Genomic DNA, 16559 nt, shown 5'->3' on the forward strand with positions numbered 1-16559 from the left:
GTCAGACCTGGGCGCCGTCCTTCCAGACCTCGTGGACCAGCGGCACGCCCGGGCGGTAAGCCAGGTAGAGATGGTTCGGGGCGTCGAGGACCGTCAGGTCCGCGCGGGCGCCGACCCGCAGGTCCCCGACGTCGTCCCGGCGGAGCGCCGCCGCCCCGCCCGCCGTCGCCGACCAGACCGCCTCGGCGGGGCTCATCCGCATCTCGCGCACCGCGAGCGCGACCACGAACGACATGGACGAGCTGTAGCCGGAGCCGGGGTTGCAGTCGGTGGCCAGCGCGACCGGCACTCCCGCGGCGAGGAGCCGGCGCGCGTCGGGGTAGGGCGAGCGGGTGGAGAACTCGACCGCCGGCAGCAGGGTCGCGACGGTGCCCGCCGCGCCCTCGGTCCAGGACCCGGCCAGCGCGTCGACGTCGGCGTCGGACAGGTGGGTGCAGTGGTCCACGCTCGCGGCGCCGACCTCGACCGCCAGCCGTACGCCCGGGCCGGGGGCGAGCTGGTTGCCGTGCACCCGGGCGAGCAGCCCGGCCCGCATCCCGGCGAGGAGCACCGTCCGGGCCTCGTCCTCGTCGAACGCGGTGGTCGCAGCGGGCTCGCAGAACACGTCGATCCAGCGGGCGTGCGGCGCGCAGGCGGCGAGCATCGGCCCGGTCACGAGCTCCACGTAGCCGGCGCGGTCGTCCGCGTACTCGGCGGGGACGGTGTGCGCACCGAGGAACGTCGTCTCGGGAGTGAGCTCGCGTGCGATCCGCAGCATGCGGGCCTCGGTGGCGACGTCCTGGCCGTAGCCGCTCTTGATCTCGACGGTGGTGGTGCCCTGCCCGAGCATCTCCCGCACCAGGGCCTGGCCGCGCGCCCGCAGGGTCTCCTCGCCGGCGGCCCGCGTTGCGGCGACCGTGGTGGCAATCCCGCCCCCGGTGTACGGCTCGCCGGTCATGCGCGCGGCGAACTCCGCTGCCCGGTCCCCCGCGAACACCGTGTGCGAGTGCGAGTCGACGAAGCCGGGCAGCACGCACCGCCCCCCGAGGTCGACCGCGACGTCCGCCGCCGGCGCCCGGGTGGCCGGCCCGGTCCATGCGATGCGGCCGGCCTCCACGACGACGGCGGCCCTGGGCACGACGCCGAGCCCAGCACCGTGCTCGGGATCGTTCGTGACCAGCTCGCCGATGTTCGTCAGCAGCACACTCATGCTCAGCTCCCTGAAAGTCTTTGTTGTGAGCGCGACCGTTGCGACTATGAGTCCGTTATAGGCGCAACGGTCGCGCCCACAACCAAGGGTCTACTCGCGTGGCGGGCCGGCGGCGGCCCAGATCTCCTCGATCGCCTCTGTGAGCAGGCGAGCGACGTCGCCCAGCCAGTGCTCGCCGTCCCAGACCACGAGCTCCCCGCCTGCCACGACGTCAGACACGTCGGCAGCGCCCGCCACCAGGGCTGCCTGCGCCGGGTCGGTCCCCGCGGTGCGCGCCGTGTCGAGACGCACCGCGACCAGGTCGGCTGGCGCGCCGACGGCGATCCGGCCGGCGTCCGGCCTGCCGAGCGCTGCGTGCCCGGCCGACGTCGCCAGCTCGATCAGCGTCGCGGGCGAGAACGCACCGCGCTGCCCGGAGGACAGCCGCTCGTGCTCCTCGACGCCGCGTGCCTCCGCGAGCACGTCGGCGCCCACGTGCTGGTCCGTGCCGACCGACAGCGGACTGCCCGCCTGCAGCAGCCGCAGTCCGGGGGCGATCCCGTCGGCGAGGTCGCGCTCCGTCGTCGGGCAGAGGCAGACGCCGGTGCCCGAGGCGCCGAGCAACGCGACGTCGTCGTCGGTCAGGTGCACCGCGTGGACGGCGGTGGTGCCGGGGCCGAGCGCCCCCGCGTCCTGGAGCAGCCGCGTCGGGGTGACGCCGAAGGCGGCGAGCGCCGCCTCGTTCTCCCCCGGCTGCTCGGACAGGTGGACGTGCAGCGGTGCGCCGGCCTGGTGCGCCCAGTGCGCGACGGCCCGCAGCTCGTCGGGCGCGACGGCGCGCACCGAGTGGGCTGCGGCTCCGACGAGCACCCGGTCGTCGTCGGCCCAGGCGGTGCGCAGCGCGTCCACCCGCTGCACCCAGGCCTCGACGGTGCCGTCGCCGAACCGCACCTGCTCCGGCGCGAGCGGCTCGTGGCCTGCCGGTCCCAGGCCGCCGTGCAGGTAACAGGTGTCGAGGAGCGTGAGGTGCACCCCGGCGTCCCGCGCGGCGGAGCGCAGGGCCTCTGCCATGGCGTTGGGGCCGCCCTGGGCCGTCGGGTGGGGCGTCCCGTCCGCGCGGTGGTGCACGTAGTGGAACTCGCCGACCGCGGTGGTCCCGCCCAGCGCCAGCTCCGCGAAGACGGCGCGCGCCAGCCGCTCGTACAGCTCCGGCGTCAGGGCAGCTGCCAGGCCGTACATCCCCGCGCGCCAGGTCCAGAACGATCCGCCGTCGCCGTGCGTCCGCCCGCGCAGCGCGCGGTGGAACGCGTGCGAGTGCGCATTGGCCAGACCCGGGAGCACCAGCCCGCCCAGCCGCACGTCGCCGTCCGACGCCGGTACGCCCGGCTCGACCGCCACGATCCGGCCCTCGGCGGTCTCGACCCGCACCGACTCGACGACGTGACCCGACGCCCCACCACCGGGCACCCGGACGTCGGACTGCCCGCCACCGGGCTGCCCGCCTTCGGGCCGGGCCAGCCAGGCCCGCTCGCACCAGAAGCTCATCGCGCCCCTCCCTCGTTCCGTCGCATCGGATGATCGGCAAACTGTCAGGTGTTCGGTTCCTCGGGATGCCGACTACCTGACGATCTACCGATGACGGGGTGCCGGTCGGTCCCTGCGGGCAGCTGGGGTTGCGTGAGCAGGTCCGCGAGGACCGCCGTGAGGGCCCTGACCCCTGCGTCGCAGTCGGCGTCCTCGGCGAGCTCGGCCGGCGAGTGCGAGATCCCCGTGGGGTTGCGCACGAACAGCATCGCGGTGGGGAACCCTGCCGCCGCGAAGATGCCTGCGTCGTGCCCGGCGCCCGTCCCGATCACCGGTGCGGGCAGGCCGGAGCCGGGCCGCCCGACGACGTCGGCCAACCGACCGGCGAGCACCGGGTCGAACACCGTGGCAGGCGTCCAGGACTCCTCCACGGCCCCCCACAACCCGACTGCAGACTTGGTCGCGGCGACGTCGAGTGCAGAGTTGGTCGCGGTTAGAGGGCCTGTAACCGCAGCAAACTCTGCACTCGGTGCCGCCACGACCAAGTCTGCAGTCGAGCCGGTGGTCAGCATCGTCAGTACCCGGTGGACTGCGTCCTCCGTCTCCGCGCGGGCGTCGATCCAGGCACGGACCCGCGACGGGATCGCGTTGACGCCGTTGGGCTCGACGTCGACCTTGGCCAGCGTCGCGAGCGCTCCGGCGTGCTCGGCGGCCGCGCGCACGTCGGTGATGAGCCGGGCGAGATCGAGCATCGGGTCGTGGCGGTGGGCCAGCGGCGTGGTACCTGCGTGGTTGGCCTCGCCCGCGAGGTCGACGCGCCATCGGCCGTGCGGCCAGATCGCGGCGCCGACCGCTACCGGGGCCGCCTCGTCCGCCGGCAGGTCGGCGAGGTAGCGCCCCTGTTCCACGTGGAGCTCGACGAAGACACCGACCCGCGCCAGGGCCTCGGGGTCCCGGCCGTAGTGCTCGACCAGCACTCCACCGCCGTCCGAGCCCGTCGAGGCCCCACGCGCCAGCACGTCCGCGAGGCTGTCCCCCGCACCGTCGCGCAGGGCGAGGAGCTTGTCCGCGCCGACCGTCCCGGTGACCGCCCGGGAGCCGAGGCAGGCGAGCCCGAACCGGGCGCCCTCCTCGTCGGAGAAGTTCACGATCCCGAGCGGTCGTTCCGGGCGCACGCCCGCGGCGCGCAGGGCGTCGAGCGCCGCGAAGGCGCTCGCCACCCCGAGCGGTCCGTCGAACGCGCCGCCGCCGGGCACTGAGTCGAGGTGGCTGCCGGTCACCACCCCCGGCCCGTCGGCGTCCGGGTCTCCCCACCACGCCCACTGGTTCCCGGCACGGTCGACCACCAGGTCGAGGCCGCGGGCAGCCGCCTCCGCGGCGAACCACTCGCGCAGGGTCAGGTCGTGCGCGGTCCAGGCGAACCGCTCGTACCCGCCGGACGGCGCCCGGCCGACGTCGGCGATCGCTCCGAGCAGCCGTCCTACCGACGTCGGACCTGTCACGGCGTCTCCCGCATCGGCACGCGCAGCCCGCCGCGCTCTGCGGCGGCGGCCGCGTCGTCGTACCCGGCGTCGACGTGCCGCAGCACGCCCGTCGCCGGGTCGTTCGCGAGCACGCGGGCCAGCTTCTCCGCGGCGAGCGGCGTGCCGTCGGCCACGGAGACCTGGCCGGCGTGCAGGGACCGCCCCATGCCGACGCCGCCGCCGTGGTGGATCGAGACCCACGTGGCGCCGGACGCGGTGTTCATCAGAGCGTTCAGCAGCGGCCAGTCGGCGATGGCGTCCGAGCCGTCCGCCATCGACTCGGTCTCCCGGTACGGGGAGGCCACGGAGCCGGAGTCCAGGTGGTCGCGCCCGATGGCGAGCGGCGCGGAGATCTCCCCCGACGCGACGAGCTCGTTGAAGCGCAGTCCCGCCACGTCCCGCTCGCCGTGCCCGAGCCAGCAGATGCGGGCGGGCAGCCCCTGGAACGCGACCCGGTCCTGGGCGGCGCGGATCCAGCGGCCGAGGTGGTCGTCGTCGGGGAACAGGTCGAGCACCGCCTGGTCCGTCACGGCGATGTCGCGCGGGTCACCGGACAGCGCCGCCCAGCGGAACGGCCCCTTGCCCTCGGCGAACAGCGGCCGGATGTACGCGGGGACGAATCCCGGGAAGTCGAACGCCCGGCCGTACCCGCCCTGGCGGGCCTCGTCGCGGATCGAGTTGCCGTAGTCGAACACCTCGGCGCCCGCGTCCTGGAAGCCGACCATGCCCTCGACGTGCCGGGCCATCGATTCCCTGGCCCGCTCGGTGAACCCTGACGGGTCCTTCTCCGCGAGATCGGCCCAGTCCTCCAGCGCGACGCCGGACGGCAGGTACGACAGCGGGTCGTGCGCGGAGGTCTGGTCCGTGACGATGTCGATCTCGACGCCGCGGCGCAGCAGCTCCGGCACGACGTCGGCGCAGTTGCCGACCACGCCCACCGACAGCGCGCGCCGCTCCTTCTTGGCCGCAAGGGCCAGCGCGACCCCTTCGTCCAGGGAGGATGCGACGACGTCGAGGTAGCGGCTCTCGACGCGGCGGTGCAGGCGGGCCGGGTCGACGTCGACCACCAGGCACACGCCCCCGTTGAGCGTGACGGCCAGGGGCTGGGCGCCGCCCATGCCGCCGCACCCGCCGGTCAGGGTCAGGGTGCCGGCAAGGGTTCCGGAGAACGACTTCGCCGCCACCGCCGCGAACGTCTCGTAGGTGCCCTGGAGAATCCCCTGCGTCCCGATGTAGATCCACGACCCGGCGGTCATCTGCCCGTACATCGTCAGCCCGAGCTGCTCGAGCCGGCGGTGCTCCGGCCACGTCGCCCAGTCGCCCACGAGGTTCGAGTTGGCGATCAGCACGCGCGGCGCCCACTCGTGGGTCCGCAGCACGCCGACCGGGCGGCCGGACTGCACCATCAGCGTCTCGTCGTCGCGCAGGTCGGTGAGCGAGCGGACGATCGCGTGGTAGCTCGGCCAGTCCCGCGCGGCGCGGCCGGTGCCGCCGTAGACGACCAGGTCGTCGGGCCGTTCGGCCACCTCGGGGTCGAGATTGTTCATGAGCATCCGCAGCGGCGCCTCGGTCTGCCAGCTGCGGGCGGTCAGGGTGGTCCCGCGCGCGGCCCGGACGCTGACGGGCGTCCCTCGGTCGAGCTTCTCCATGCGAGCCTCTCCTTGGTTGTGAGCGTGATGGTTGCGACTTCTTGTCCGTTGTAGGCGCAATATTCGCGCCCACAACAAGAGGGGGTCAGCGCAGGGGGCCTACCGCGGATACCGGCGCCTTCGCGATCGCGCCGGTCGCCACGAGCTGGACCACGTGCTCGATCTCGGGGGCGAGGTAGCGGTCGGGTCCGGGGCCCGGCACGACGGCGCGGACGGCGTCGTGCACGGCGCCCGTCCCCGCAGCGGGGGCCTCGTCGCGGAAGTCCAGCGCCCGCGTGGCCGTGAGCACCTCGATGGCGAGCACGCGGGTGAGCCCGTCCACGGACCGCCGGAGCTTGCGCGCGCCGGACCAGCCCATGGAGACGTGGTCCTCCTGCATCGCGGAGCTCGGGATCGAGTCCACGCTGGCCGGTGCGGCCAGGCGCTTCAGCTCCGAGACGATCCCGGCGGCCGTGTACTGGGCGATCATGTGCCCGGAGTCGACGCCGGGGTCGTGCGCGAGGAACGCGGGCAGCCCCTCGGACCGGGAGACGTCGAGGAACCGGTCGGTGCGGCGCTCGCTCATGCTCGCCAGGTCGGCGGCCGCGATGGCGAGGAAGTCCAGCACGTACGCGACCGGCGCCCCGTGGAAGTTGCCGTTGGACTCCACGCGCCCGTCGGACGTCACCACGGGGTTGTCGATGGCGGAGGCCAGCTCGCGGCCGGCCACCGTGGCCGCGTGCTCGAGGGTGTCGCGGGCGGCGCCGTGCACCTGCGGGGCGCAGCGCAGCGAGTAGGCGTCCTGCACACGGGTGCACGCGGGATTTCCGGCGTCGTCCAGCTCGCGGTGGCTCGCCATGAGCGGTGAGCCCGCGAGCACGGTGCGCATGTTCGACGCCGACGCCGCCTGGCCAGGGTGCGGACGCATGCCCACGAGGTCCTCGGCGAACGGGGCGTCCGACCCGAGCAGGGCCTCGACGCTGAGCGCCGCGGCGACGTCGGCGGTGGTGAGCAGGCGGCGCAGGTCGTGGACGGCGAGGCAGAGCATGCCGAGCATCCCGTCGGTGCCGTTGATGAGGGCCAGCCCCTCCTTCTCGGCGAGCAGCAGGGGGTCGATCCCGGCGTCGGCGAGCGCCTGCGCTGCCTCGGCCGTCTCGCCGGCGCTGGTCGAGCCCCACGCGCTGGTCGAGCCCTTCGCGCTGACCGAGCCCTTCGCGGCCCCGGTCGGCACCACCCGCACCTGCCCCTCCCCCATGGCGGCGAGCGCCACGTGCGCGAGCGGCGCCAGGTCACCCGAGCAGCCGAGCGAGCCGTACTCGTGCACGACCGGCGTGATCCCGGCGTTGAGCATCGCGGCATAGGTCTGCGCGGTGACCGGGCGGGCGCCGGTGTGGCCGGTGACGAGGGTGGCGAGGCGCAGCAGCTGCAACGCCCGCACCACCTCGGTCTCGACCTCGGGGCCGGACCCGGCGGCGTGCGAGCGCACGAGGCTGAGCTGGAGCTGCGCGCGCATCTCGGTGGGAATGTGCCGGCGGGCGAGCGCACCGAACCCGGTGGAGACGCCGTAGTGCGGCACGGAGTCGTCGGCCAGGTCCTCGATCACGGCGCGGCTCTCGGCCATGCGTGCGACGGCGGTCTCGTGGATCTCGACCGGCGCGCCGTAGCGGGCGACGGCGACGACCTGGTCGACGGTCAGCGGCGTCCCGTCGAGGACGACGTGCTCGGGCAGGTCCGGGCCGGCCGGGCGGGTGGCCGGCGTCGGCTCCGTGTGGTGCAGGGTGCTCATAGGCCCCATGGAACCCCGCCGTGCGCCCCGTGGCGCGGCCGGAACGATGGATAGAGTCTGAGATACGAGACGATGCGAGCGATCGGCAAGACGTCAGATGGTCGGCAACCCGAGTTGCCGATGATCTGACGAGCTGCCGATCATCCGGTTCACCGGGAGGACACAGTGGCGGGCAGCAGCAGCGTTCCGGCCGCGCGGACCACGGCGCGGCTGCTCACGTTCCTCGCGGCGCAGACCGGCCCGGTGCCCGCCGGCGCCATCGCGCACGGCATCGGGGTGCCACGCTCGAGCATCTACCACCTGCTGTCGGTGCTGGGCGACGAGGGGTTCGTGCGGCACTTTCCCGACGAGCGCCGTTACGGCCTCGGCGTGGCCGCCCTCGGCCTGGGCAGCGCGTACACCCGGCAGGCGCCACTCACCCGGCTGGCGGCGCCGGTCGTCGCCCGCCTGGTCGAGGCCGCAGGTGAGAACGGGCACCTCGCGGTGCTCAACGGTCGCGAGGTCCTGTACCTGGTAGAGCAGCGCGCGGCGGGGCGCCCGCCCCTGGTGACCGACGTCGACGTCCACCTCCCGAGCCACCTCACCGCCAGCGGGCGCGCCGTGCTCGCGCTGCTGCCCCCGGCGCAGGTGCGTGCGCTGTATCCGACGCCGGGCTCGTTCACCGACCTGACCGGCGCCGGGCCCCGCACGTTGCGCGAGCTACGGGTGGTGCTGCGGGAGGCACGGGCACGCGGCTTCGCCGTGGAGGACGGCGAGGTGTCGGCCGGATTCGCCTCCGTGGCCGCTGCCGTGGTCGACCACACGGGACGGCCCGTGGCCGGGCTGGCGGTGACCTTCCGCTCGGAGGCTTACGACGACGCCGGGCGAGCGGAGCTGGCGGAGCAGGCGACCCGGGCGGCGCGCGAGGTCAGCCGGAGGCTGGGGGCGCGGTGAGCATCATCGTGAAACCTGTGAAACCGGTGTAGGCGGACTTGTCCGCGCGTCTCGGCCCACAAGTCACGACGAGTGCGAGACCGTACGCGCATGAGCTGGGATGCGGGCTGGGTCAGTGTGGTCATCGCGGTCGTGTTCGGGGTCGCCGCGCTCGCGATGACACGGCGGTACGGGGCCAGGCGCGGACGCCTCGCCATCGAATGGGCTGTCAACCCGTTGGTCAGCAGCACGACCGTGGACCTGGACGTCTCGTTCCAGGGCACGATCGTCAGTGATCCTCATGTGCTGACCGTGGCCATTCGGAACATCGGCGCGATCGACATCTCGTCCAAGGCATTCGACGCCGAGCAGCCACTCGCACTCGGGATCGACGGGCTCGAAGGCAGCACCGTGCGAATTGTCGCGGTCGGTTCCGACAACGCGCATGCGGCGATGGTCGGAGCCCAACCCACCGTCCTCCTCCCACCCCAGCTGATCAAGCGTGGCAATCGCCTCACCATCACCGTCGTCACCGACGGCAGGGTCTCCTCCCTCACGTACAGCGATGTGCTCGAGAATGTAGACGTCGAGATTGCTGGAGCGACAAGTCGTGGCACAGCTGACCGGGCACGAACAGACCGGCTCCGCGCACGCCCGGAATTCTGGGCGGCGGTCGCAATCATCGCGCTTGGCGCATGGATCAACATTCATCGGTCGTTTGTGCCGGACGTGGGGTTGTACTACTGGAATGTTCCGTTCGCGCTCAGTGGAATGACGATCGTCGGCCTACTGGTCGTCGCGATCATCTATGTCGTACGCGCAGTGACACGGCGATTGCGTCGGTGACGGTCGCGAGCATGATCGGCAGGTGCTGCGAGCCGCCGAGCTCAACGGGCCGGGGGGCGCACCAAGCCGTCTGCCGCCCGTCAGTCTCGTTCGGCGACGAACCGCCGCGTGACGGTGATGTCGCGGTCGCCGTACCCCGACGCGACCAGCTCGTCGAACGACGCGCGCAGAGCGGGCAGCAGGGCCGGGCTGGTGCCGGTCGCCTCCGCGACGTCGGCCGCGAAGCGTAGGTCCTTCACCATGTACCTGGCGACGCCCGCCGGGGTGTCGTCACCGGCGACGAGCTTGTCGCGGCAGCTCGCCAGGAGGTTGCTGCCCGCGAACCCGCCGCCGAGCAGGTCCCACAGCGTGCCGAGGTCGATGCCGCTGCGGTCGGCGAGGACGCTCGCCTCGCCCAGGGCCAGGATGGTGGACGCCACGATCATCTGGTTGCACGCCTTCGCCACCTGGCCCGCGCCGAGCGGACCCAGGTGCACGGGGTTGCCGCAGGCCGCCATGACCCGGGCGGCCCGCGCGACGTCGTCGTCCGCGCCGCCCAGCATGATCGCCAGCGTGCCCGCGGCGGCGCCGTCGACCCCGCCGGAGACCGGGCAGTCGACGACGCGGACCAGGCCGCCGGTCTCGCGGGCGAGCCGCTCGGCGAGCGCGCGGACCCCGGTCGGGGACGAGGTGCTGCCGATCAGGAGAAGCGTGGGTTCCGCGACCCCGGCGAGCAGGCCGTCCTCGCCGGCGAGGACCTGCTCGACCTCGGGCAGGTCGGGGAGCATGAGGAGGATCGTGCGCGCCGTCGCGGCGAGCTCGCGCGGCGTCGCGGCCCAGGTCGCGCCGGCGGCCGGCAGGGAGTCGTCGTCGCGGCGCGTCCGTCCGGTGACGGTCAGCGCGCCGTGGGTCGCGAGGAGGCGGTGCGCCATCGGCCGCCCGATCGCACCGATCCCGATCACGCCGACGGGGCCGACGTCGGTTGCGGGTGCCTCAGGACCGGGCACCGCGGGGCCGGCAGGGACAGGAGCGTCGTTGGTCATGGCACCCACCCTATCGAGCGCGCACACCATGGGACAGCGTTCAACATGATGAACCCTGGGTAGGATGGTGGCACGTCGATCGAAGAGGATGCGCCATGACTGCTGCCCCCGTACCCGCGACCACCGGCACAGGGACACCGGCCACCGAGCCGACGACCGCGACGTTGCGCGTCGCCGTCGCGGTGGATCTCCGCGAGGACCTGTGCCGCCGCATCGAAGAACTTGAGCCCCGCGTCGAGCTGCTCCGGAACCACGCGCTGTACCACCCGATGCGCGGGCCGGCCGACTGGTCCGGCGACCCCGGCTTCGAGCGCACACCGGCCCAGCAGCGGGAGTTCGAGCACCTGGTCGACGGCGCCGACGCCCTCTTCGGCATCCCCGACGTCGACCCGGCGGCGCTCGCCCGCACCGCCGCAGCCAACCCGCGGCTGCGCTGGGTGCACACGACCGCCGCAGGGGGCGGCGGCCAGGTCAAGGCCGCACAGCTGCCCGCGGAACAGCTCGAACGCATAGCGTTCACGACGAGCGCCGGCGTGCACGGCGGCACGCTCGCCGAGTTCGCCGTCTTCGGGGTGCTCGCGGGAGCGAAGGACCTCCCCCGCCTGCACGCGCAGCAGGCGCGCCGCGAGTGGACCGACCGCTGGGAGATGCGCCAGCTCGACGAGATGACGGTGCTCGTCGTCGGCCTCGGCGGCATCGGCAGGTCCGTCGCCGCGAAGCTCCACGCCCTGGGTGCCACGGTGCACGGCACCACGCGGTCCGGCGAGCCCGTTGACGGCGTCGACCGCCTCGTGCCGATCGACGACCTCGCCGAGGCGGTGCGCCAGGCCGACGCGATAGTGGCGACCCTGCCGGGCACCGCAGCCACCGAAGGCCTGGTCGGCGAGGCGGTCCTCGCGAACGTGAAGCCCGGGACCATCGTGGTGAACGTCGGCCGCGGCACCGTCGTCGACGAGCCCGCCCTGGTCGCCGCGCTGGACGACGGCCGCGTCGGCTTCGCGGCGCTCGACGTCTTCGCGGTGGAGCCGCTGCCCGCCACGAGCCCGCTCTGGGACCACCCCCAGGTGCTCGTCAGCCCGCACACCGCGGCGCTCAGCGGGGCAGAGGAGGAGCGGATCGCCCGCCTGTTCGCCGACAACGCCCGCCGCCTCCTGGACGGCGAACCGCTCGTGAACCAGATGGATACGATCGAGTTCTACTGAGCCGTACACCCGCTGACGCACCACCCTGCTGACGCACCACCCAGCGGACGTACCACTGCGAAGGAGCAGAATGCCCGAACAGCCCGAGCGCGATCCCGCCCCCGCCGTCACCCGCTCGTTGCGCATCCTCAACCTGCTGGCCGACGCCGAGGGCGCGCCGATGACGCTCAGCGACATCGCCCGCGCACTGGGCATCGCGAAGTCGTCGACGGCGAACCTCGTCTCCGTGCTCGAGGAGGGCCGGATGATCGAGCGGGTCCCGCAGGGCTACCGGCTCGGGCGCCGCACGGCAGAGCTCGGCGGCGCGTTCGCCATCCAGTTCAACCAGGTCAGGGAGTTCTACGGCATCTGCGACGCGTCACCGGTGCTGCGCACCGAGGTCGTGCAGATCACCATGCTCGAAGGCGCGGACACCCTCTACCTCGCACGGCACGAGGGCCGACGGCGGTACCAGCTCGGCACCCCGCTCGGCTCCCGGCTGCCCGCCGCCCTGAGCGCGTCCGGCAACGCCCTGCTGATGCGACTCACCGACGAGGAGATCACGGAGCTCGTCGGCCCCACCGTGCCGTTCCCGCAGCTCACCGAGCACAGCATCCGGGACCTGGACGACCTGCTGGCCCGCATCCGGGCAAGCCGCGCACGCGGCTACGCGGTCGACCCGGCAGGGTCGGTGCGAGGCGTCGTCGGCGTCGCCGTCCCGCTCGAGCCGTGGCAGGCGAGCGACCCGCCGTTCGCCCTCGGCGCGGCGCTGCCCCAGGAGCTGGTGGCGGACGACGCCCAGATCGCGCGCATCGGCGAGGCCCTGATCGCCGCCGCCGCCGAGCTGACCAACCCGCTGTCGCGCGGCGCGGGCCAGCAGCGGGCGTCCTGACGCGCGGGGCGCGGACCTCATCAGCCGTCGCAGCCCAGCGACCTGTACACAGTGTTGAACACTGTTCACAGTAGCGGCTACAGTGAGGCGCGTTCAGCCCGTCCGGCGCACTGCGGCACCGGGCGGCCATCGAAGGAGATGACTCGTGACTGATACCACCCCGCGCCAGGTCGACACGGAGGACCCGGTCTATGCGGCGAACCTGCGCCGCGCCACGCTCGCCTCCTCCGTCGGGTCCGCCCTCGAATACTTCGACTTCGCCCTCTACGGCCTGTCGTCAGCCCTGGTCTTCAACACCCTGTTCTTCTCGAACCTCGACCCGGCCATGGGCGTCGTCGCCGCGTTCGCCTCCTTCGGCGTCGGCTTCGTGGCGCGGCCGCTCGGCGGGCTGTTCTTCGGGACGCTCGGCGACCGGATCGGCCGCAAGTGGGTGCTCCTGGTGACGATCGCGCTGATGGGCGGCTCGACCACCCTGATAGGCGTGCTCCCCACGTACGAGTCGATCGGCATCTGGGCCCCGATCCTGCTGACCACGCTGCGCCTGCTCCAGGGGTTCGGCGCGGGCGCGGAACAGGCCGGGGCCACGGTGCTCATGGCCGAGTACTCGCCGGTCCGGCGCCGCGGCTTCTTCTCGTCGCTGCCGTTCATCGGCATCCAGCTCGGCACCCTGCTCGCGGCCCTCGTCTTCACGCTCCTGTCGTCGCTGCCCGACGACGTCTTCCTCGCCTGGGCCTGGCGGGTCCCGTTCCTCTGCTCGTTCGTGCTGATCCTCGTCGCGATGTTCATCCGGGCCCGCCTGCGCGAGACCCCGACCTTCGTGGAGCTCGAGAAGCACGAGCAGGTCGAGGACCACCCGATCCGCCGGGTCTTCACCACAGGCTTCCCCGGCGTCGTCGTCGGCATCGGCCTGCGGATGGCCGAGAACGGCGGCTCGTACATGTTCCAGGCGCTCGCCCTGAGCTTCGCCACCGGAACCGCCGCCGCGACGGTCGACAAGTCGCTCGCGACCTGGGGCGTGACCATCGGCTCGCTGATCGGCATGGCCGTGATCCCGCTGACCGGCCACCTGTCCGACCGGTACGGCCGCGTCCCGGTCTACCGGGCCGGTGCGGTGTTCATGCTGCTCTACGCTTTCCCCGCCTGGTGGATGCTGCAGTCCGGCAACCCGGCGCTCGTCATCACCTCCATCGCGATCGGAATCGGCATCGCCGTCAACACCATGCTCGGCCCGCAGTGCGCCATGCTCCCCGAGATGTTCGGCAACCGGCACCGCTACCTGGGCGTCGCGATGGCACGGGAGCTCTCGGCGGTGATCGCGGGCGGGCTCGCCGGCGTCCTCGGTGCCTGGCTGATCGCCATCACGGACGGCAACTGGATGGTCCCCGCCATCTACATGACGGTCCTCGCCACCATCACGACGGCCGCCACGTTCCTCGTCCCCGAGACCCGCGGCCGTGATCTGCTGCTGGTCGAGGACGCCGTACGGATCTCGACCACAGAAGGAGCAGTGCGCTGACATGACGACTGACACCAAGCACTTCGGCAAGACGGCGGTGGTCTGATGCGGATCGCCCGGATCGCCACCACTACCGGACCCACCTACGTGCGGGCCGACGGCGACAGCTACGTGCCCTGCGAGGATCCCTTCGTCGCCTTCGCGGCCGGTCGCGATCCCCGCCCGACGGGCGCTGCCCCGGTGCCGGCCGCGCAGGCCGAGGTGCTGGCCCCCTGCGAGCCGCGACTCGTGGTGGGGATCGCCCAGAACGGCCCGGACGCCCCACTGCCGGTGCAGGCGTGGTTGAAGAGCCCACGCACGGTCGTGCCCAGCGGCACGGGGGTACGGCTGCGGCGGGACGTGGGCCGGGTCATCGCCGAGGGCGAGGTGGCTGTCGTGATCGGCCGCCCGACCGAGGGGCTGGACGTGCGGAACGCCCACGAGTACGTCCTCGGCGTGACCGCCGTGAACGACGTGACCAACCCCGACCGGAACGCCGTCGACGTCCGGAACTTCGAGGGGAAGGGCGGCGCGGGCTACACCCCGCTCGGCCCGTTCCTCGAGACCGACATCGACCTCGACCGGGTGGACCTGCACGTCGCGATCAACGGTGAGGAGCGGGCCGCGACCGGGAGCCACGAGCTGCCGTCGTCCATCGCGGCGTGCCTCGCGTACGTCGCCTCGTGGGTCGAGCTCGGCCCGGGCGACGTCGTCATGACGGGCGCCCCGCACTCGCACTTCGCCGTCGTCCCGGGGGATCTCGTGGAGATCACCGTCGCCGGGGCGCGGCTCGTCACCCCGTGCCTGTAGGCATCGCCCACGGCTGATCTGCTGCGGCGACCTGCCTGGCCTCGCTGCTCAGAGCAGGCCTGCTGTCGGCAGATCCGGCGGTCCGGGTCCCGTTCCGGGATGCACGGTGGGCTCATGACGGAATCACCGAAGGCGCCGATGTTCGGCGAACACTCACGACGCGAGCTGTACGAGCGGCGTGTCCTGGTCCTCGACGGAGCGTTGGACGACGACAACGGAACGCTCCTGATGACCCAGCTGATCGCCCTGGCCACCGAGGACTCGTCGACCGACATCGACCTGTGGATCCACTCCCCGGGCGGGTCCGTGCCTGCGATGCTGGCGATCCGCGACATCATGCGGACCATCCCCAACGACGTGTCGACGCTCGTACTGGGTATCGCCTACAGCGCGGGACAGTTCCTGCTCTCCGCGGGCGCTCCCGGCAAGCGCCGTGCGCTGCCGAACTCCCGGGTCCTGATGCACCAGGGCTCCGCGGGGATCGCGGGCACCGCCGTCGACATCGAGCTGCAGGCGGACGACCTGCGGCACACGCGAGACACCGTGCTGCGGCTGGTCTCCGAGGACACCGGGCAGCCGATCGAGCGGATCTTCGACGACTCGCTGCACGACCACTGGTACACGGCCGACGAGGCGCTCGACTTCGGCTTCATCGACACGATCGTGCGGAGCTTCGACAGCATCAAGCCGCGCGATCGTCAGCAGACCGGATTCAGCGCCGTAGCCGAGAGGGACGCACGATGAGCAGCTACACCATCCCGAACGTCATCGCGTCGCACCCCCGGGGCGAGCGGATCATGGACGTCTACTCCCAGCTCCTCTCCGAACGGATCATCTACCTCGGTACCGCGATCGACGCGGGCGTCGCCAACGCGCTGATCGCCCAGCTGCTCCACCTGGAGTCGAGCAACCCGGACAGCGACATCCAGCTCTACGTCAACTGTGAGGGCGGGGACCCGAGCGCCGGCATGGCCATCTACGACACCATGCGGTACATCCGGCCGCAGGTGTCGACGACGGTCGTCGGGCAGGCCGTCGCCGTCGGCGCCGTGCTGCTCGCCGCGGGGGCCGAGGGCAAGCGGGCGGCACTCCCGCACGCACGGGTCATCCTGCACCAGCCCGCTGCGCAGGGCCGCGGCGCGATCCCGGACCTGATCCTGCAGGCCGACGAGGTCGTCCGCATCCGTGCGGACATGGAGGAGGCGCTCTCCCAGCACACGGGTCAGAGCGTCGGAACGCTCCGTGCCGACACCGACCGCGACCGCATCTTCACGGCCGGTGCCGCGCGCGAGTACGGCCTCCTGGACCACGTGATCGACCAGCGATGACGCCGTGTGATGCCCGGGCCGGTGGGCCCGGGCGTCACGCCGCGAGCGCGAAGGCCGCCTGGCAGGTCGGCTGGCGTGCGGTGTCGCGGACGACGACGAGGCGGTCAGCGACGAGGCGGTCGGCGACAGCGGCGACCAGGTCGACCAAGGTGACGTCCAGCGCGCCGGTGATCGCCGCGATCATCTCGCTCGACGGCTCCTTGACGCCGCGCTCGATCTCCGAGAGGTACTGCGGCGACATCCCGGCGCGGCGGGCGGTCTGGTCCAGCGTCTCGCCGCGCACGTGACGCAGCTGTCGCAGGCGTTCGCCGAGCAGGTGCCGCAGGAGCGGCTCTCGTCTCGTCGGCGTCGACGGGGTGCCTGGCCCTTCGGGCACCCCGTCGCGCCCTGGGCGCTGGGGCGGAGCGGTTTGGGTCATACCTGAGCGTAGAACTGCCCCTTCCG

At 72.8% G+C, this 16559-nt stretch carries 15 protein-coding genes; 8 read left to right on the plus strand and 7 right to left on the minus strand.

The window, feature by feature from the left end; genetic code table 11:
- Window position 1: 1 nt before the first annotated feature.
- The 5 genes from hutI to hutH form a co-directional block, all read right to left on the minus strand.
- Entirely contained in the window at window positions 2–1189 is a 1188-nt protein-coding gene (gene hutI / locus ACFS27_RS04225) for an imidazolonepropionase (protein WP_377180596.1), read from the minus strand.
- A gap of 90 nt (window positions 1190–1279) precedes the next feature.
- Window positions 1280–2713, minus strand: a complete 1434-nt coding sequence (locus tag ACFS27_RS04230) for a formimidoylglutamate deiminase (protein ID WP_377180597.1) — start codon at window positions 2711–2713, stop codon at window positions 1280–1282.
- Window positions 2714–2757: 44 nt separating this feature from the next.
- On the minus strand, window positions 2758–4194 hold the full coding sequence (locus tag ACFS27_RS04235; RefSeq protein ID WP_377180598.1) for an allantoate amidohydrolase: 1437 nt from the start codon (window positions 4192–4194) through the stop codon (window positions 2758–2760).
- The gene (locus ACFS27_RS04240; RefSeq protein ID WP_377180599.1) at window positions 4191–5864 is read right to left on the minus strand and encodes a urocanate hydratase; all 1674 of its coding nucleotides are present in this window, start codon (window positions 5862–5864) and stop codon (window positions 4191–4193) included. The genes ACFS27_RS04235 and ACFS27_RS04240 overlap by 4 nt, the downstream gene beginning before the upstream one ends.
- An 85-nt stretch (window positions 5865–5949) precedes the next feature.
- Entirely contained in the window at window positions 5950–7629 is a 1680-nt protein-coding gene (hutH, locus tag ACFS27_RS04245; protein ID WP_377180600.1) for a histidine ammonia-lyase, read from the minus strand.
- A 165-nt stretch (window positions 7630–7794) separates the two neighbouring features.
- Here hutH and ACFS27_RS04250 point away from each other — a divergent pair, with 165 nt between their 5' ends.
- Both ACFS27_RS04250 and ACFS27_RS04255 read left to right on the plus strand, forming a co-directional pair.
- Window positions 7795–8562 carry an IclR family transcriptional regulator gene (locus tag ACFS27_RS04250; protein ID WP_377180601.1) on the plus strand — a complete coding sequence of 256 codons (768 nt, stop codon included), beginning with the start codon at window positions 7795–7797 and terminating at the stop codon, window positions 8560–8562.
- Between the two features lie 90 nt (window positions 8563–8652).
- Window positions 8653–9387, plus strand: coding sequence for a hypothetical protein (locus tag ACFS27_RS04255; protein ID WP_377180602.1), 735 nt, complete (start codon window positions 8653–8655; stop codon window positions 9385–9387).
- 80 nt (window positions 9388–9467) lie between these two features.
- Here ACFS27_RS04255 and ACFS27_RS04260 read toward each other — a convergent pair whose 3' ends face one another.
- Window positions 9468–10409 carry an NAD(P)-dependent oxidoreductase gene (locus ACFS27_RS04260; protein ID WP_377180603.1) on the minus strand — a complete coding sequence of 314 codons (942 nt, stop codon included), beginning with the start codon at window positions 10407–10409 and terminating at the stop codon, window positions 9468–9470.
- Window positions 10410–10504: 95 nt separating this feature from the next.
- Here ACFS27_RS04260 and ACFS27_RS04265 point away from each other — a divergent pair, with 95 nt between their 5' ends.
- From ACFS27_RS04265 to ACFS27_RS04290, 6 genes are all read left to right on the plus strand, one after another.
- Window positions 10505–11611, plus strand: a complete 1107-nt coding sequence (locus ACFS27_RS04265; RefSeq protein WP_377180604.1) for a D-2-hydroxyacid dehydrogenase — start codon at window positions 10505–10507, stop codon at window positions 11609–11611.
- A gap of 70 nt (window positions 11612–11681) precedes the next feature.
- Window positions 11682–12482, plus strand: a complete 801-nt coding sequence (locus ACFS27_RS04270; RefSeq protein WP_377180605.1) for an IclR family transcriptional regulator — start codon at window positions 11682–11684, stop codon at window positions 12480–12482.
- A 145-nt stretch (window positions 12483–12627) separates the two neighbouring features.
- A complete protein-coding gene (locus tag ACFS27_RS04275) occupies window positions 12628–13998 on the plus strand; it encodes an MFS transporter (RefSeq protein ID WP_377180606.1) in 1371 nt (456 codons plus the stop codon).
- Between the two features lie 45 nt (window positions 13999–14043).
- Window positions 14044–14787: a fumarylacetoacetate hydrolase family protein gene (locus ACFS27_RS04280; protein WP_377180607.1), complete on the plus strand. Its 744-nt coding sequence runs from the start codon at window positions 14044–14046 to the stop codon at window positions 14785–14787.
- 114 nt (window positions 14788–14901) lie between these two features.
- Window positions 14902–15531, plus strand: a complete 630-nt coding sequence (locus ACFS27_RS04285; protein ID WP_377180608.1) for a ClpP family protease — start codon at window positions 14902–14904, stop codon at window positions 15529–15531.
- Window positions 15528–16115, plus strand: coding sequence for a ClpP family protease (locus ACFS27_RS04290; RefSeq protein WP_377180609.1), 588 nt, complete (start codon window positions 15528–15530; stop codon window positions 16113–16115). Before ACFS27_RS04285 ends, ACFS27_RS04290 begins: the two co-directional genes overlap by 4 nt.
- A 34-nt stretch (window positions 16116–16149) precedes the next feature.
- On the opposite strand, the gene ACFS27_RS04295 is transcribed toward ACFS27_RS04290, so the two are convergent.
- Window positions 16150–16533, minus strand: a complete 384-nt coding sequence (locus ACFS27_RS04295) for a helix-turn-helix domain-containing protein (RefSeq protein WP_377180610.1) — start codon at window positions 16531–16533, stop codon at window positions 16150–16152.
- Window positions 16534–16559 lie beyond the last annotated feature (26 nt).

Source organism: Promicromonospora vindobonensis, assembly GCF_042685865.1.
Taxonomy (GTDB): domain Bacteria; phylum Actinomycetota; class Actinomycetes; order Actinomycetales; family Cellulomonadaceae; genus Promicromonospora; species Promicromonospora vindobonensis.

Excerpts from the sequence above, each read along its gene's own strand:
- ACFS27_RS04260 (WP_377180603.1), bottom strand. The coding sequence starts at position 10,409 with ATGACCAACGACGCTCCTGTCCCTGCCGGCCCCGCGGTGCCCGGTCCT.
- ACFS27_RS04280 (WP_377180607.1), top strand. The coding sequence starts at position 14,044 with ATGCGGATCGCCCGGATCGCCACCACTACCGGACCCACCTACGTGCGG.
- ACFS27_RS04255 (WP_377180602.1), top strand. The coding sequence starts at position 8,653 with ATGAGCTGGGATGCGGGCTGGGTCAGTGTGGTCATCGCGGTCGTGTTC.
- ACFS27_RS04285 (WP_377180608.1), top strand. The coding sequence starts at position 14,902 with ATGACGGAATCACCGAAGGCGCCGATGTTCGGCGAACACTCACGACGC.
- hutI (WP_377180596.1), bottom strand. The coding sequence starts at position 1,189 with ATGAGTGTGCTGCTGACGAACATCGGCGAGCTGGTCACGAACGATCCC.
- ACFS27_RS04230 (WP_377180597.1), bottom strand. The coding sequence starts at position 2,713 with ATGAGCTTCTGGTGCGAGCGGGCCTGGCTGGCCCGGCCCGAAGGCGGG.
- ACFS27_RS04265 (WP_377180604.1), top strand. The coding sequence starts at position 10,505 with ATGACTGCTGCCCCCGTACCCGCGACCACCGGCACAGGGACACCGGCC.
- ACFS27_RS04295 (WP_377180610.1), bottom strand. The coding sequence starts at position 16,533 with ATGACCCAAACCGCTCCGCCCCAGCGCCCAGGGCGCGACGGGGTGCCC.
- hutH (WP_377180600.1), bottom strand. The coding sequence starts at position 7,629 with ATGAGCACCCTGCACCACACGGAGCCGACGCCGGCCACCCGCCCGGCC.
- ACFS27_RS04290 (WP_377180609.1), top strand. The coding sequence starts at position 15,528 with ATGAGCAGCTACACCATCCCGAACGTCATCGCGTCGCACCCCCGGGGC.
- ACFS27_RS04240 (WP_377180599.1), bottom strand. The coding sequence starts at position 5,864 with ATGGAGAAGCTCGACCGAGGGACGCCCGTCAGCGTCCGGGCCGCGCGC.
- ACFS27_RS04270 (WP_377180605.1), top strand. The coding sequence starts at position 11,682 with ATGCCCGAACAGCCCGAGCGCGATCCCGCCCCCGCCGTCACCCGCTCG.